At 53.9% G+C, this 13,034-nt stretch carries 13 protein-coding genes; 5 read left to right on the top strand and 8 right to left on the bottom strand.

What is annotated here, in order from left to right:
- Positions 1 to 230 precede the first annotated feature (230 nt).
- Together THS27_RS03685 and THS27_RS03680 are read right to left on the bottom strand one after the other, a co-directional pair.
- The gene (locus tag THS27_RS03685; RefSeq protein ID WP_085587982.1) at positions 231 to 704 is read right to left on the bottom strand and encodes an AtaL-like protein; all 474 of its coding nucleotides are present in this window, start codon (positions 702 to 704) and stop codon (positions 231 to 233) included.
- A gap of 39 nt (positions 705 to 743) precedes the next feature.
- Entirely contained in the window at positions 744 to 1,613 is an 870-nt protein-coding gene (locus tag THS27_RS03680) for an SDR family oxidoreductase (RefSeq protein WP_085587980.1), read from the bottom strand.
- A 105-nt stretch (positions 1,614 to 1,718) separates the two neighbouring features.
- Here THS27_RS03680 and THS27_RS03675 point away from each other — a divergent pair, with 105 nt between their 5' ends.
- Positions 1,719 to 2,609 (top strand): LysR family transcriptional regulator, encoded by an 891-nt coding sequence (locus tag THS27_RS03675; protein WP_085587978.1) that lies wholly within the window; start codon positions 1,719 to 1,721, stop codon positions 2,607 to 2,609.
- 34 nt (positions 2,610 to 2,643) lie between these two features.
- On the opposite strand, the gene THS27_RS03670 is transcribed toward THS27_RS03675, so the two are convergent.
- Together THS27_RS03670 and THS27_RS03665 are read right to left on the bottom strand one after the other, a co-directional pair.
- Positions 2,644 to 3,447, bottom strand: coding sequence for a pyrroline-5-carboxylate reductase (locus THS27_RS03670; protein WP_085587976.1), 804 nt, complete (start codon positions 3,445 to 3,447; stop codon positions 2,644 to 2,646).
- A 20-nt stretch (positions 3,448 to 3,467) separates the two neighbouring features.
- Positions 3,468 to 4,085 carry a TetR/AcrR family transcriptional regulator gene (locus THS27_RS03665; RefSeq protein ID WP_085587974.1) on the bottom strand — a complete coding sequence of 206 codons (618 nt, stop codon included), beginning with the start codon at positions 4,083 to 4,085 and terminating at the stop codon, positions 3,468 to 3,470.
- 144 nt (positions 4,086 to 4,229) lie between these two features.
- On the opposite strand from THS27_RS03665, the gene THS27_RS03660 reads away from it, so the two are divergent.
- The 3 genes from THS27_RS03660 (at position 4,230) to THS27_RS03650 (ending at position 7,992) form a co-directional block, all read left to right on the top strand.
- The gene (locus THS27_RS03660) at positions 4,230 to 6,266 is read left to right on the top strand and encodes an NADH:flavin oxidoreductase (RefSeq protein WP_085587972.1); all 2,037 of its coding nucleotides are present in this window, start codon (positions 4,230 to 4,232) and stop codon (positions 6,264 to 6,266) included.
- Between the two features lie 302 nt (positions 6,267 to 6,568).
- Positions 6,569 to 7,516, top strand: coding sequence for a 2-hydroxyacid dehydrogenase (locus THS27_RS03655; RefSeq protein WP_085587970.1), 948 nt, complete (start codon positions 6,569 to 6,571; stop codon positions 7,514 to 7,516).
- Positions 7,517 to 7,587: 71 nt separating this feature from the next.
- Positions 7,588 to 7,992 carry a winged helix-turn-helix domain-containing protein gene (locus THS27_RS03650; RefSeq protein ID WP_085587968.1) on the top strand — a complete coding sequence of 135 codons (405 nt, stop codon included), beginning with the start codon at positions 7,588 to 7,590 and terminating at the stop codon, positions 7,990 to 7,992.
- Positions 7,993 to 8,085: 93 nt separating this feature from the next.
- Here the strand turns inward: THS27_RS03650 and modC are convergent, their stop codons facing one another.
- The 4 genes from modC to THS27_RS03630 all read right to left on the bottom strand — a co-directional run bounded on the left by modC (position 8,086) and on the right by THS27_RS03630 (position 11,856).
- Entirely contained in the window at positions 8,086 to 9,258 is a 1,173-nt protein-coding gene (modC, locus tag THS27_RS03645; protein ID WP_085587967.1) for a molybdenum ABC transporter ATP-binding protein, read from the bottom strand.
- On the bottom strand, positions 9,255 to 9,965 hold the full coding sequence (modB, locus tag THS27_RS03640) for a molybdate ABC transporter permease subunit (RefSeq protein WP_246832827.1): 711 nt from the start codon (positions 9,963 to 9,965) through the stop codon (positions 9,255 to 9,257). The genes modC and modB overlap by 4 nt, the downstream gene beginning before the upstream one ends.
- A gap of 11 nt (positions 9,966 to 9,976) precedes the next feature.
- Positions 9,977 to 10,828: a molybdate ABC transporter substrate-binding protein gene (gene modA / locus THS27_RS03635; RefSeq protein WP_246832826.1), complete on the bottom strand. Its 852-nt coding sequence runs from the start codon at positions 10,826 to 10,828 to the stop codon at positions 9,977 to 9,979.
- Between the two features lie 116 nt (positions 10,829 to 10,944).
- The gene (locus THS27_RS03630; RefSeq protein ID WP_085587963.1) at positions 10,945 to 11,856 is read right to left on the bottom strand and encodes a LysR family transcriptional regulator; all 912 of its coding nucleotides are present in this window, start codon (positions 11,854 to 11,856) and stop codon (positions 10,945 to 10,947) included.
- A gap of 137 nt (positions 11,857 to 11,993) precedes the next feature.
- Here THS27_RS03630 and THS27_RS03625 point away from each other — a divergent pair, with 137 nt between their 5' ends.
- On the top strand, positions 11,994 to 13,016 hold the full coding sequence (locus THS27_RS03625) for an NAD(P)-dependent alcohol dehydrogenase (protein ID WP_168184814.1): 1,023 nt from the start codon (positions 11,994 to 11,996) through the stop codon (positions 13,014 to 13,016).
- Positions 13,017 to 13,034: the final 18 nt, after the last annotated feature.

Genomic DNA, 13,034 nt, shown 5'->3' with positions numbered 1-13,034 from the left:
ACGGAACACGTCCCGACGGGGATATCAGGCCATCGCCTGATCCGGTTTAGATGTTCAGGATGTCGATATGTGTCCTGTGCTTTGTTTGCGTGTTTGTCGTCTTGTTTTGCTGGTGTGAAGTTACAGTTGTTAGAAATCGGCATGTCGGGAAATGTCAGGTTTTGTGCCAATCGATGTCAACTTATCTGGCATTCGTTGCGCCTGACAATTTCCCGTGGTGCCGAGATTGATTACAATTGTCCTGCCGCAAGCAGTTCACGGGTCCGTTTCAGCGTCGACAGAAGGGCTGATTTGTAGCCTGTGTCGCTGTCGAACCGGGCCTGTTCGGCTTGTTCTTCGGGGCCGTTCGGCTTCTGTCCACGCAGACCAATATAGCAGTAGAACCGAAGCTGTAGCATACCGTCGTCATCCTCGAACAATTCGTTGACGATGGCACCTTCGCGGGGGCCGCTGGCTTGGAAAAAGGTGACTTTGCTTTGTGGCTCAAGGGTGATGATCTCGCGAAGGTCAGCACCGGCAATGGTGGCGTCACGTACAAAGTGGGTCTTGCTTTCCTCTGTAACGTCACAGCGGGTACACAGTCCCGGCGGGAGGAACAGGCGCGCATCACGCGCCTTTAGCTCCAGTCCTTTCCAGACCTGCTCTCTTGTAAGTCTGGTTTCGTTTTCCGGGTTTACCGGCACCGTGGCGGTTGAATAGATCATGATAAATGTCCCTGGTCTTTGGGCTATGGGGTGGCTGCTTCAGGCAGAAGCAACCGTTTCCGAGGCGAAGTCGCGATAGGAGCGGAGCGGGCGGCCCAGAAGTGCCGTCAGATATTTAACATCGCCGCTGTCAGGCAACATGCCATCGGTCAGGAAGCGTTCACCCATCATGCGCATGTCGTAGGCCATCCATGCGGGCATGAACTGTGCGAGGTTTTGTTCGAAGGCGTCGATATCGCCGCCGCCATAATTAATCTGGCGCGCCAGCACATCTGACCAGATGGCGGCAATTGCCGTTCCCGTTAAAGTATCGGGGCCAACCAGGTTAAGGCGGGTGATTGGCAGCGGTTGGGCCGCCTGTTCGCGGCGCAGCAGCTCAAGGGCTGCAATTTCCGCGATATCGCGACTGTCGATCATAGCCAGCCCCTTGTCGCCAACAGGCATCGGATAGACACCATAGCCGGTGATGGCATCCTTGATCGTCAGATCGTTCTGGATGAAGTAAGCCGGGCGAAGGATGGTGGCATGCATGCCCATCTGTTCGATCATTCGCTCGACGCCAAATTTGCCGGCAAAGTGTGGCACATTCACATAAATATCGGGATGAATGACCGACAGATAAACAATCCGTTCGATGCCCGCTGCGCGCGCAACATTAAGCGCGATCAGGGCCTGTGTGAATTCGTCGGCCACGACGGCGTTTAACAGGAAAAGGGTGGACACATCCTCAAAGGCACTGCGCAGGGAAGCTACATCCAGAAAGTCGCCTTTCACGACAGAAACACCTGCAGGGAAGTTTGCTTTGGCGGGATCGCGAACAAGAGCGCGAACATCAGCGCCGCGCTTGACAAGATGGTCGATGACTTGGCTGCCAATATTGCCTGTGGCGCCGGTAACGAGAATGGTCATTGGGGTATCTCCGGTTGGTTTTACTTGACAACCCGAATATGTCTGACCCAATCATGATCCAATAGCCTGTTAATTTAGACAAACTGTCTCATATTTGGAACGATTATGGATCTTCTGGCGCTTGCTGATTTTAATCTTGTTGCCCGTCATGGCGGCTTTGGCAAAGCGGCACGGGCGACCGGCCGCCCCAAGGCGACCTTGTCGCGGCGGGTGGCGGAGTTAGAGGCAAGTCTTGCGCTTCGGCTTTTTGAACGTGGCGGACGTAACCTGAAACTGACGGAGGAAGGAGGTGCGCTTCACGAACGGACATCTGTTCTTTTGACGGAACTTGATGAAACAGCCGCCATGATTGCTTCGGGTGCCGAGAAACCACGCGGGCGATTGAAGATTAGCGCACCGTTGCTTTTTTCGCAGACGGCTATGGGCAGGATCGCGGCGGGTTTTGCCCTGAAACACCCGGACGTCAGGCTGGAAATTACCACCGAGGATCGGCCCGTTGATATGATCGAGGAAGGTTACGATCTGGTGATCCGGGTTAATCCGGATCCGGATGAAAGTCTTGTTGGTCGGGCCTTTCTTCATGATCGTCTGGTTGTTGTCGCAAGCCCCGATCTTCCCGCCCCGGCGGTAGACGTTGCTGTGCCCGGGGTTGTGCGCGGGGCTGGCCATCGGCAGGTTTGGGATGTGATGACCGCTAACGGGCCTTTGGCGATTAGTATCGAGCCAATCCTTGCCCTGTCGTCACTTATTATGGTTCGGGATGCCGTGCGCGCCGGGGTTGGTGCGGCATGTTTACCAATATCGCTGGTAAGCCACGATCTGGCAGACGGTACATTGCAGCATTGGGGCGATATCGAGGGATCCGACATAGCCCTGTGGGCGCTTTACCCGTCCCGACGTTTGCTAAGTGCGCGCGTGTCGGCTTTTCTGGATTTTCTAAAGCAGGCATTCCCTGATGGAACGCCCGATGAGCTGGCCGTTTATATTGGCAGCTAGCGGTTCTGAGACTCGCTTGCTTTCATGCACCATTCTATCGCGCCAGGTCGTTGCCCATCTCGCGCGATTTGTCCCGGGCGGCACCTAATCCCCTGGCGACAAGCTGATCAAAACCGGCTTTCCTCAGGGTTTTTAGGGCTGCGGCGGTTACGCCACGATATTCCATGAATGTCGCGATGGTGGCCTCGGCATCGTCGTTATGCTGTTCGGTCAGGTATCCCGCGCCAATCAGCACCTGATTTACAGCCCGTTTGGCAATGTCACCGGGGACGCCGGACGCAATTGCATCTTTGATCATTGCAGCCCGCAATAATGCCGGCAGAGCCGGGCCGGTGCCAGTAAGGCCACCCAGATAATCCATGAGTGTTTCATCTTGTACTTCATCCTCGATACCGAAGGTCTGAAGGATTTGGCGAACGGCGGTGCGATCTGCTTCGTGAATGTCAGAGGTGGCTATCCAAGGGGTATAGGATCGACCTATTTCTGCACCGGCATTTGGCATGGCGCGTATCATTTTGTTTGTGCCAAAATGCGTTTTAAGGGTCTGAAGGTTAGGGCCGGCCAGAACAGAAATGATAAGTTTTTCCTGAATGCGGATGCGTAGAGCCGACAAGTCTGCGGGGCGCACAGATACGATAATGATATCGCTGTCATCCACCAGCGCCTGATTATCCGTTGTCCAATTCGCTTTTGGCAAAATTTCAGGGCGGGCCGTTCGATAGCTAAGCGTCAGATTTTCGAGATTGGTTATCCTGCTATCAAGTAACGCGCTGGCAAAGCTGCTCCCCAGCCAGCCTGCAGCCCCGATAATGCCGATTTTCAATGGCGCAGCAGGCATGGTTGTGTCCTTTGGTCGTCTCAGGAATGGCGGGCAAAGAAGCGGTCAAGCTCGCGCTGTTCTGGCGGTTGCCCGGTGAAAATTTCGACATATTCAGGAATGCGTTGCAGGCGGTCTGCCAACGCTTCCTGTGTTTGCATCGAAATATAGCCAATTTGAACCAGATAGATCGTTCGTGCGCGCACATCGGCCAGTTTCTCATTCTGGCCAAAACGCAAGAACATCTGTTTAAGGGCGTCAAGGCGCTGTTGGTCGGCCGTCTGGATTTCAGCTAAAACGTTGGGCGATTGCACGGCCCAGCTTCGAATGGCGAATTCAAACGGGGCGTCAAACAGGTCCGGCTTTAACCAGCAATCAAACACATTCAGCATCGCCTCGGTCACTGTCTCGGCATAGCTTTCGGTTTGGGCGATAAGGTTGCCGGTGTTTTTTTGCCGCCAGCGCGCAATCAGCGCATTCAGCAATTCCTGCCTGTCTTTGAAAAACCAATAGAAACTGGTTCTTGATAAATCGAGCCGCTTGGCAAGTGGCTGGATTTTCACACCATCCACGCCCGTTTCCAGCAGCGCATCATAGGCCGCGTTCAGCCATATGTCGGGTGATCCGCGCCAGCCACCATTTTGCGTTTGTTGTTCCATGCTTCTGTCCTTAGCAAACCGGCCCCGGGCGGACAAGCGTTATGTACAGTCATGTTTTCAAAATATACATCAATGAACTTAAAATTGACAGTTATGTACATTTTCCGGTACCGTTTTTCAAACACCTGATCAGGAGTCCCGCAAATGTCCAATGATCCGCTGCTTCAGCCCTACCAACTTAAACATCTCACACTGCGTAATCGCATCATGATGACGTCGCACGAACCGGCCTATCCCGAAGACGGGATGCCAAAGGATCGTTATCGCGCTTATCATGTCGAACGGGCGAAAGGCGGGGTGGCTCTGACCATGACGGCAGGGTCGGCAGCGGTATCAAAGGATAGTCCGCCTGTTTTCAATAACCTTCTGGTCTATAAAGACGAAGTTGTGCCGTGGATGAAAGATTTGACCGATGCGGTGCATGAACAGGGTGCTGCTGTCATGATCCAGTTGACCCATCTGGGCCGTCGCACACGATGGGACAAGGCATTCTGGCTGCCGGTGGTATCGCCCTCGCATAAGCGAGAGGCAGCCCACCGGGCCTTTCCCAAGAAAATGGAAGACTGGGATATTGAACGGATCATCACCGATTATGCCGATGCCGCTGAACGCATGAAGGCAGCCGGGATGGACGGGATTGAATTGCAGGCCTATGGGCATTTGATGGACCAGTTCTGGTCCCCTCTGACCAATGAACTTGATGGCCCTTATGGGGGCAGTATGGATAACCGCCTGAAATTCACCTTTGATGTGCTGCGTGAAATTCGCAAAAGGGTCGGTGATGATTTCATCGTTGGCGTGCGTTATACCGCTGACGAGCAACTGGACGGCGGATTGACCCGGGATGATGGACTGACCATTTCGCAGCGCCTTAAAGACAGCGGCATGGTTGATTTTTTAAATGTCATTCGCGGGCATATCGATACCGATGCAGGCCTGACCGATGTGATCCCCATTCAGGGCATGGCCAATTCACCGCATCTGGATTTCACCGGTGAAATTCGCGCAGCCACCCGTTTCCCAACATTTCATGCCGCCAAAATTCCCGATGTGGCGACGGCGCGCCATGCCATTGCCTCGGGCAAGGTCGATATGGTGGGCATGACCCGCGCCCATATGACCGACCCGCATATTGTGCGCAAAATTATCGAGAAACGCGAAAATGATATTCGCCCGTGTGTTGGGGCAAATTACTGCCTTGACCGGATTTATCAGGGCGGGGCGGCCTATTGCATTCATAACGCGGCGACGGGGCGTGAACTTTCGATGCCGCAAATCATTGAAAAGGCCGCCCAACGCAAAAAGGTGGTGATTGTTGGCGCGGGGCCCGCCGGGATGGAGGCCGCCCGTGTTGCCGGGGAGCGCGGCCATGAGGTGGTTGTGTATGAAGCGGCGGCAAAAGCAGGCGGACAAATTTTGCTAACTGCGCAAAACGAACGTCGCCGGGAAATGATCAGCATTATTGAATGGCGGGCCGATCAGTGCGCGAAGCTTGGTGTTAAATTTCATTTCAACAGCTGGGCCGAGGCAGACATGATCACTGCCGAAAACCCGGATGTTGTGATTATTGCAACCGGGGGCATGCCCCATACGGATGTGCTGTCACAGGGGAACGACCTGGTTGTGTCGTCCTGGGATATTATATCGGGCGATGTTAAGCCCGGTTCCAACGTGCTTGTTTATGACGATGCGGGGGATCATGCCGGCCTTCAGGCGGCCGAGGTGATTGCGCAATCCGGGGCCAGGGTGGAAATCATGACGCCGGACCGGGCATTTGCACCCGAAGTCATGGCGATGAACCTTGTTCCCTATATGCGTTCGCTGCAAAAGCGCGATGCGACATTTACCGTGACGTTCCGGCTTGATGCCGTGGAAAGGAAGGGGAACGAGCTGGTGGCGCATATCGGAAGCGATTATGGAGGGGTGAGCCAACAGCGGGTGGTTGATCAGGTGGTTGTCAATCACGGTACCATTCCGCTTGATGACATCTATTTTGATCTTAAACCCTTATCGTCAAATCACGGCGAAATGTCTCATGATCAGCTGTTGTCGGGGCAGGGGCAATCTGTTGTACGGAACCCTCACGGGGCGTTTCAGTTGTTCCGCATCGGGGATGCGGTTTCGGCACGCAATACCCATGCCGCGATTTACGACGCGCTCCGGCTTTTGAAGGATATTTAATCGGTTCCACTTACACATAATCTTCCGCCATGGTTGGTTCTTTGACCCTTGAGCGGCGATAAGTCGGCATCTGTATAAATTTGCCGGTAAAGATAGGCTGTGAGGATTCATGTGCAGGAGTTTCCATGTTTGCGGTGGCGTGTTTCAGGGTGGACAGAATACGCACCAGCACAAAGAACTATGAAAAGTCCTTACAGCCATTGCATCTTGGCCCCGGATAAGTGCATTATTGGTAATACCAATAATATTGTGCAATTCAGCCGCTCTGGCTGTTTGGCTGCCATTTCCAGGAGAGTCATCATATGTCTGCCCCCCGTGACGTTCTTGTCGTTTCACCCGCGCGCCCGCACCAGATGGAAAAGCTGGCGCAGGAATATACTTTGCACCGTTATGACCAAAGTGATGACCGTTCAGGGCTGGTTGCATCTGTTGCCGATAAAATCCGGCTGGTGATGACGACGGCGGGGGTGGGGATTCCTGCCGGTTTGATTGATCAATTGCCAAACCTTGAAGTCATTACCAGTTTTGGCGTCGGATATGATTCAATCGATATTCCGGCCTGCACAGCACGTGGCATTAAGGTAACCAATACCCCGGATGTTTTGAACGACGATGTTGCCGATACTGCCATCATGCTGATGCTGGCGACCTTGCGCCGCCTTGTGGTTGGTGACCGTTGGGCACGCAGCGGCAACTGGTCAAAAAACGGTGCCATGCCGTTAACCACAACCTTGCACAGCAAAAAGGTTGGCATTGTCGGCTTGGGGCGTATCGGCAAGGCCATCGCCAGCCGGGCCGAACCGTTTGGTGTTGAACTGGGTTATTTCGGCCGCAGTCAGCAAGGTGATGTTGGCTATCAGTATTTTAATGATTTGCTGGCGTTGGCAGAATGGGCCGATGTGCTGGTGGTGGCATGCCCGGGCGGGGATGCAACCCGTAACCTGATTGATATGAATGTGTTAACCGCTTTGGGGGCGACAGGTTATGTTGTTAATATCGCGCGCGGCAGCGTGATCGACGAACCCGCCCTGATCACGGCGTTACGCGATGGTATCGTTGGTGGCGCGGGGCTGGATGTTTTCCATAACGAACCCCACATGAACCCGGCCTTTGCCGAGCTTGATAACGTTGTGATTTATCCGCATCATGCCAGCGGTACGGTCGAAACCCGCGATGCGATGGGGCAGCTTGTTGTCGATAACCTGATCGCGTTTTTTGCCGGCAAGTCCCTGATAACCCCGGTGAACTAACGTTGGCGGGCCGGGAAACCGGCCCCTTTTGCCATCTGGCATATGGTTTGTTGATCGGGTAATCTGTGCGTATGAAAAGCGCTGATGACTTGAAAATTCGCCTCAAAATTGACCTTCCGGGGGGCGTGCGCCTTGGTTACGGCAAGGTCGATCTTTTGCGTGCTGTCGCAAGGGAGGCGTCGATTTCGGCAGCAGCACGGGCGATGGGCATGTCTTATCGCCGGGCATGGCTGTTGATTGACGAGTTGAACAAAAGTTTTTCCAGCCCGGTTATCGAAACCCGCATTGGCGGCAAGGCGCATGGCGGTGCAACCCTGACGGTAATGGGCGAAACGGTTATTGCGATTTATCTTGCCGCGGAAAAAAAGGCCGAACAGGCCCTTGCCGACAGCCTTTCAGAACTGGCCGGTTGCCTTGCCTGCGGGCCGGACAGCAGTCATGAAGATGTGCCATCTGGCACCATCAAACCGGGTTGAGCCAACCACGGCGGGACTAAAACACTTTTCCTTTAATATGATCGATTTTGTCAGCGCAGTCTGCCGCCTGGAAAGGAAAAGTGCTTTAAATATTCAGGCGTCGGTTTCGCGCATTTTGCCATCAACCGTTACCGATTTGATAATGGCATAAACCTGCTGGCCTAACTGTAAATCCAGCCTTTGTGCCGACCATGCTGTAATGCGGGCATGAATGACAGGGGATGTCAGGGGTTTTTCTGTATTGCTGTGATTATGGCCAAGGCGCAAGGCCACATCAATGCCGTCAGGGGTAACCGGGGTGAGGGCGAAAATGGTGGTTGGCAAAATATTATTGGCGCTTATCGCGTCGGGGATGGTTGTGGCAATCATCACGTCGCGCGCGCGGATGTGCAGCCGGGTTTGTCGGGGCGGCAGATTTGCAATCATGTCCGGTGCCGCATCCCGATCCAGCGGGGACGGGGGCAATAACGGCACAATCAACTGGTGCCCCGCACATCCGAGATAGGAAATACCGCCTTGTTTGTTATGCCCGGTGACAGTTGCGGGAATAACGGCACCTGTATCAAATTGTCCGGTCAGCGCGGTAAGGTCGGTACGTGCGAGAATATCAAACACAGATCCGCTTGCACGCACCTGCCCATTTTCCATGACCACCATATTGTCGGCCAGCCGGGCGACTTCATCAATTGCGTGACTGACATATAAAATTGGCAGGCGGCGCTGATCGCGAAGCGCTTCAAGATAAGGCAGGATTTCGTTTTTGCGGGCCTGATCCAGCGCCGATAATGGTTCGTCAAGCAACAGAATATCGGGGTTTCCCAACAAGGCCCGACCGAGTGATATGCGCTGTTTTTCCCCGCCAGACAGTTTTGCCGGCCGTCGTGACAATAACCCGCCAATACCCAGCATGGTTATAATCGCGTCTATTTCGCTATCGGGCAGCGGGCTGGGCGATCGACGATGGGCGAAATAAAGGTTTTTGCGCACCGATAAATGGGGAAACAGCCGTGCATCCTGAAACACATATCCGACGCGGCGTTTGCGTGGCGGTAAATGAATGTTGTTTTTACGGTCAAAAACCGCGTTGTCATTAAGGGTTATGGTGCCGTGATCGGGGCGGATCAGCCCTGCAATAGCGTTGATCAGCGTTGTTTTACCGCTGCCCGATGGTCCAAACAGGGCGGTAATGCCGGGGCGATCCACATTAAAACAGGCATCAAGGTGCAGCGCGCCAATTTTGTGGCGAATATCGATTTGCAGTGTCATGGCCGGGCCAGGCCCATCAGTTTCTGGCGAATGCCCCGCATCATCATTTCCGAAATGATCAACCCGCATAATGCCAGGCCGATGGATAGGGCCGCCAGCCGTGCAGCCGCCAATTCACCCCCCGGCGTTTGAATGGCGGTATAAATTGCCAGGGGTAATGTGCGGGTTTCGCCTGGAATGTTGGATACAAAGGTAATAATGGCGCCAAATTCGCCCAGACTGGCACTAAAAGCCGTAATGGCGCCGGCGATAATGCCGGGCAGGGCAAGGGGCAGTGTTAAATTGATAAACCGGTCAACCGGCCCGGCCCCCAGTGTTTCAGCGGCCTGATGCAGGCCGGGATCGATGTTTTCCAGGGCAATGCGAATGGCGCGGACCTGAAAGGGAAAGCTGACAATTCCGGCGGCCAATGCTGCGCCCGTCCAGCTAAAAACAAGGCGAATGTCAAAGTTATGCAACAACCATGCGCCGATTGGCGCGCGAGTACCAAAACTGATAAGCAGCAAATACCCCATTACCACGGGCGGTAAAATAAGGGGTAAATGCACAATTGCATCAATTAAAAAACGGCCGGGAAAGCGCCCGAATGTCAAAAGACAGGCCGCCGCAATGGCAAGAGGTAACGCCCCCGTCACTGCGACCGCTGCAATTTTCAGGCTTAGCATCAAGGCATCAATTTCGGCAGGCGACAGCATCATGGTCGTCATGGGCCTGTGTGTTATTTCTTTGGCAAGGTGAAGCCGTAATTGGCAAAAATGGTGCTTGCCGTTGATGATTTTAAAAATGCCATCAGGCGGGTAGAAGCCGGGCTTTCCATGTCTTTTGTTATTGCAACCGGATATGTAATGGCAGGATGGCTGTTTGCCGGGAAAGTCGCAATGACTTTCACGCCCTTGCTGATCGCGGCATCGGTGCCGTAAACAATGCCCAGCGGCGCTTCGCCGCGTTCCACCAGGGCCAGGGCTGCACGCACATTGTCGGCGCGCGCCAGGCGGGGTTCGGTTTTGTCCCACATCCCCAAATGCACCAGGGCCTGTTTGCCATAAATTCCGGCTGGTACATGGTCCGGGTCGCCAATGGCAATGCGGTCATCCGGGCCGATCAACGATGTCAGGTCGCTGCCGTTTTCAAGGGTCACGTCACTTGTGTCGCCATCAGTTGGGGCGATCAGCACCAGCGAGTTCCCCAACAGGTCGCGACGGGTGTTTGCTTCGATCATGTCCTGGTCCGATAACCAGTCCATCCATTTTTCATTGGCCGAGATAAAAATCTCAGCCGGTCCTCCTGCTGAAATCTGGCGGGCCAGTGTGGAAGAACTGGCAAATGACAGCCTCACATGGTCGTTCTGGTGTTGTTTTTCATAGGCTTTGGCAACTTCGCCCATCGCATCTGTAAGGCTGGCGGCGGCGAATACGGTAATATCTTCGGCCTGGGCCATGCCAGGTAACGTCAAAAGGCCGATGGCGGCGGCGAATACGGTAATATCTTCGGCCTGGGCCATGCCAGGTAACGTCAAAAGGCCGATGGCGGCGGTAACGCGTACGATGAAACGGGGCAGATACGACGACATCGGATAACTCCACTATAAAAACGCATCGCTATATTTCATTGAATATAACGATGCGTCAAGAACCTAAAACCGGTAAGCCATCATTGTCGCGGTTCATATTTTTCCATGACGATGTGTCAGGCGGGTTTATCCAGGCGGCGCGATAATTTTACAAAATCAATAAAAGCCCGCAGGGCAGCCGGCATGTGCGGTTTGTCGGGATAATAAAGGTAAAAACCGGCAAAGGGCTGGCACCAGTCCTCAAGGACTCTGACAAGGTTGCCATTGTTAATGTGGGGTTGAACAAAACTTTCAGGAAGCAGGGCAAGGCCGACACCCTGTAGGGCCGCTTCACATAAAATGTCAATGTCATTCACGGTAACCGATTGCGAAACCTTAACGTCAACAGATTGTTCTTTGTTGTTAAATCGCCACGGATAAAGGGTGCCGGTTTCGTTCCAGCGATAGCTGACACAGGAATGATTGTTAAGGTCGGCCGGTTTTTGCGGAATAGCGTGCTTTTGAAAATAGTGCGCTGATCCGACAACGGCCATGCGTAAATCCGGTGTCAGTTTAACCGCGATCATATCTTGCGATATAAGCTCGCCGGATCGAATGCCCGCATCAAACCCCTTTGCCACCACATCTGTGATGTTGTCATCAATCACCAAATCAAGCTGAATATCAGGATACGCAGTTGTAAAATCGCCCAATATAGGGGTGATAACACGATGAACCGCCAACCGGGGCAGGTTAAGACGAACTGTGCCACGGGGCTGTGTTTGAAACGCCCCTACGTCTTTAACCGCCCCTTCAATGTCCTGAAAGGCGGGGCCCAGTCGCTCAAACAGGGTTTGACCGGCCTGTGTCGGGGCGACGCTGCGGGTTGTCCGGTTTAACAGCCTTGCACCAAGGCGTTCCTCCAGCGACCGAATGGTATGGCTTAACGCAGAGGGCGTCAGACCAAGCAACTGTGCTGCCTTGCGAAAACTTCTTTCGCGGGTAACGGCCATAAAGGCGTTCAGTTCCGCAAATTCGGTGCCTTTCATATTGATGAATCCTGCTCAGTAAATAGTAAAAATTATAACGGATTATCGCCTATAATCAATTGTGCAAAATTGTTCGGTCCCTGCTGTTGTCGCCGCAACACAACAGCATTTCAGTGATTATGAACATGGAGCACCTGATGGCAGAAACAATGAAGCGCTGGGAAATGGACGAGATCGGGCGGCAGTTTTTGGAACTGCGCGATGTTCCGGTTCCGCAACCGGCGCGTGGCGAGGTTCTGGTAAAAGTGAAAGCGGTTTCACTGAACTATCGCGATAAAATGGTGATGGAAAATGGCCGCGGGTTGCCGCTTTCTTTTCCGTTTACGCCGGGGTCCGATATGGCCGGAAGCGTCGTTGCGGTGGGGCAGGATGTTGACCGCTTTGATGTGGGCGATGCCGTTATTTCCACCTTCACCCCGGACTGGAAAGATGGCACGCGCAGTGGCAATGCCCGGACACCATCCTATAAAACGCTGGGCGGGTATTATCCCGGTGTGCTGGCACAATATATTGCGCTTCCGGCGGACTGGTTTGTGGCAGCACCTGCCAGCCTTGACGCGGCACAGGCCAGCACCTTGCCCTGCGCCGGACTTACGGCGTGGTTTGCGCTAACGTGTCGGGGCTGTGTAAAGCCAGGCGATATTGTTCTGGTTGAAGGAACGGGCGGGGTGGCACTGTTTGGTATTCAAATCGCCAAATTGCACGGGGCGAATGTCATTGTTTCGGGCAGTGCGGGCAAACTTGCCCGCGCACAGGCATTGGGGGCCGACCATGTTATTGACCGGCATAACGACGATCTGGTTGAGGCCGTTTTGAACATTACCGGCGATTATGGCGCAGACCATGTGCTGGAAATGGTAGGTGGATCGCACCTTGGCTGTGCTGTTGAACTGGCAGCGGTTGGCGGGCATATTTATCAGATCGGCGCGCTGGAGGGGTTCGAGATTTCTTCGCCCCTTATGCCGATTTTGCTAAAAGACCTGACGGTCCACGGGATCGGCACGGGGCATCGACTTGCCCTGGAAAAACTTGTCCGCGCGGTCGATCAGGCAAAAATCAAACCGGTCATAGATCAACGTTACCAGCTTGACGATTTACCCGCCGCCCTGGACCGGCTGAACCAGGGGGCGTTTGGCAAGATCGTGATTGAGATGCCATAAAATCGGGTTGGGATATAA

Origin of the sequence: Thalassospira sp. MCCC 1A01428, from assembly GCF_002115825.1 — a bacterium.
Classification (GTDB): Bacteria; Pseudomonadota; Alphaproteobacteria; order Rhodospirillales; family Thalassospiraceae; genus Thalassospira.
The sequence above is the reverse complement of the archived record's forward strand: the minus strand, read 5'-3'. Positions and strand labels throughout refer to the sequence as shown.

Coding starts and splice junctions, on each gene's coding strand:
- THS27_RS03630 (WP_085587963.1), bottom strand. CDS start 11,856: ATGAAAGGCACCGAATTTGCGGAACTGAACGCCTTTATGGCCGTTACC.
- THS27_RS03665 (WP_085587974.1), bottom strand. CDS start 4,085: ATGGAACAACAAACGCAAAATGGTGGCTGGCGCGGATCACCCGACATA.
- THS27_RS03655 (WP_085587970.1), top strand. CDS start 6,569: ATGTCTGCCCCCCGTGACGTTCTTGTCGTTTCACCCGCGCGCCCGCAC.
- THS27_RS03680 (WP_085587980.1), bottom strand. CDS start 1,613: ATGACCATTCTCGTTACCGGCGCCACAGGCAATATTGGCAGCCAAGTC.
- THS27_RS03675 (WP_085587978.1), top strand. CDS start 1,719: ATGGATCTTCTGGCGCTTGCTGATTTTAATCTTGTTGCCCGTCATGGC.
- modA (WP_246832826.1), bottom strand. CDS start 10,828: ATGTCGTCGTATCTGCCCCGTTTCATCGTACGCGTTACCGCCGCCATC.
- modB (WP_246832827.1), bottom strand. CDS start 9,965: ATGACGACCATGATGCTGTCGCCTGCCGAAATTGATGCCTTGATGCTA.
- THS27_RS03685 (WP_085587982.1), bottom strand. CDS start 704: ATGATCTATTCAACCGCCACGGTGCCGGTAAACCCGGAAAACGAAACC.
- THS27_RS03660 (WP_085587972.1), top strand. CDS start 4,230: ATGTCCAATGATCCGCTGCTTCAGCCCTACCAACTTAAACATCTCACA.
- modC (WP_085587967.1), bottom strand. CDS start 9,258: ATGACACTGCAAATCGATATTCGCCACAAAATTGGCGCGCTGCACCTT.
- THS27_RS03650 (WP_085587968.1), top strand. CDS start 7,588: ATGAAAAGCGCTGATGACTTGAAAATTCGCCTCAAAATTGACCTTCCG.
- THS27_RS03670 (WP_085587976.1), bottom strand. CDS start 3,447: ATGCCTGCTGCGCCATTGAAAATCGGCATTATCGGGGCTGCAGGCTGG.
- THS27_RS03625 (WP_168184814.1), top strand. CDS start 11,994: ATGGCAGAAACAATGAAGCGCTGGGAAATGGACGAGATCGGGCGGCAG.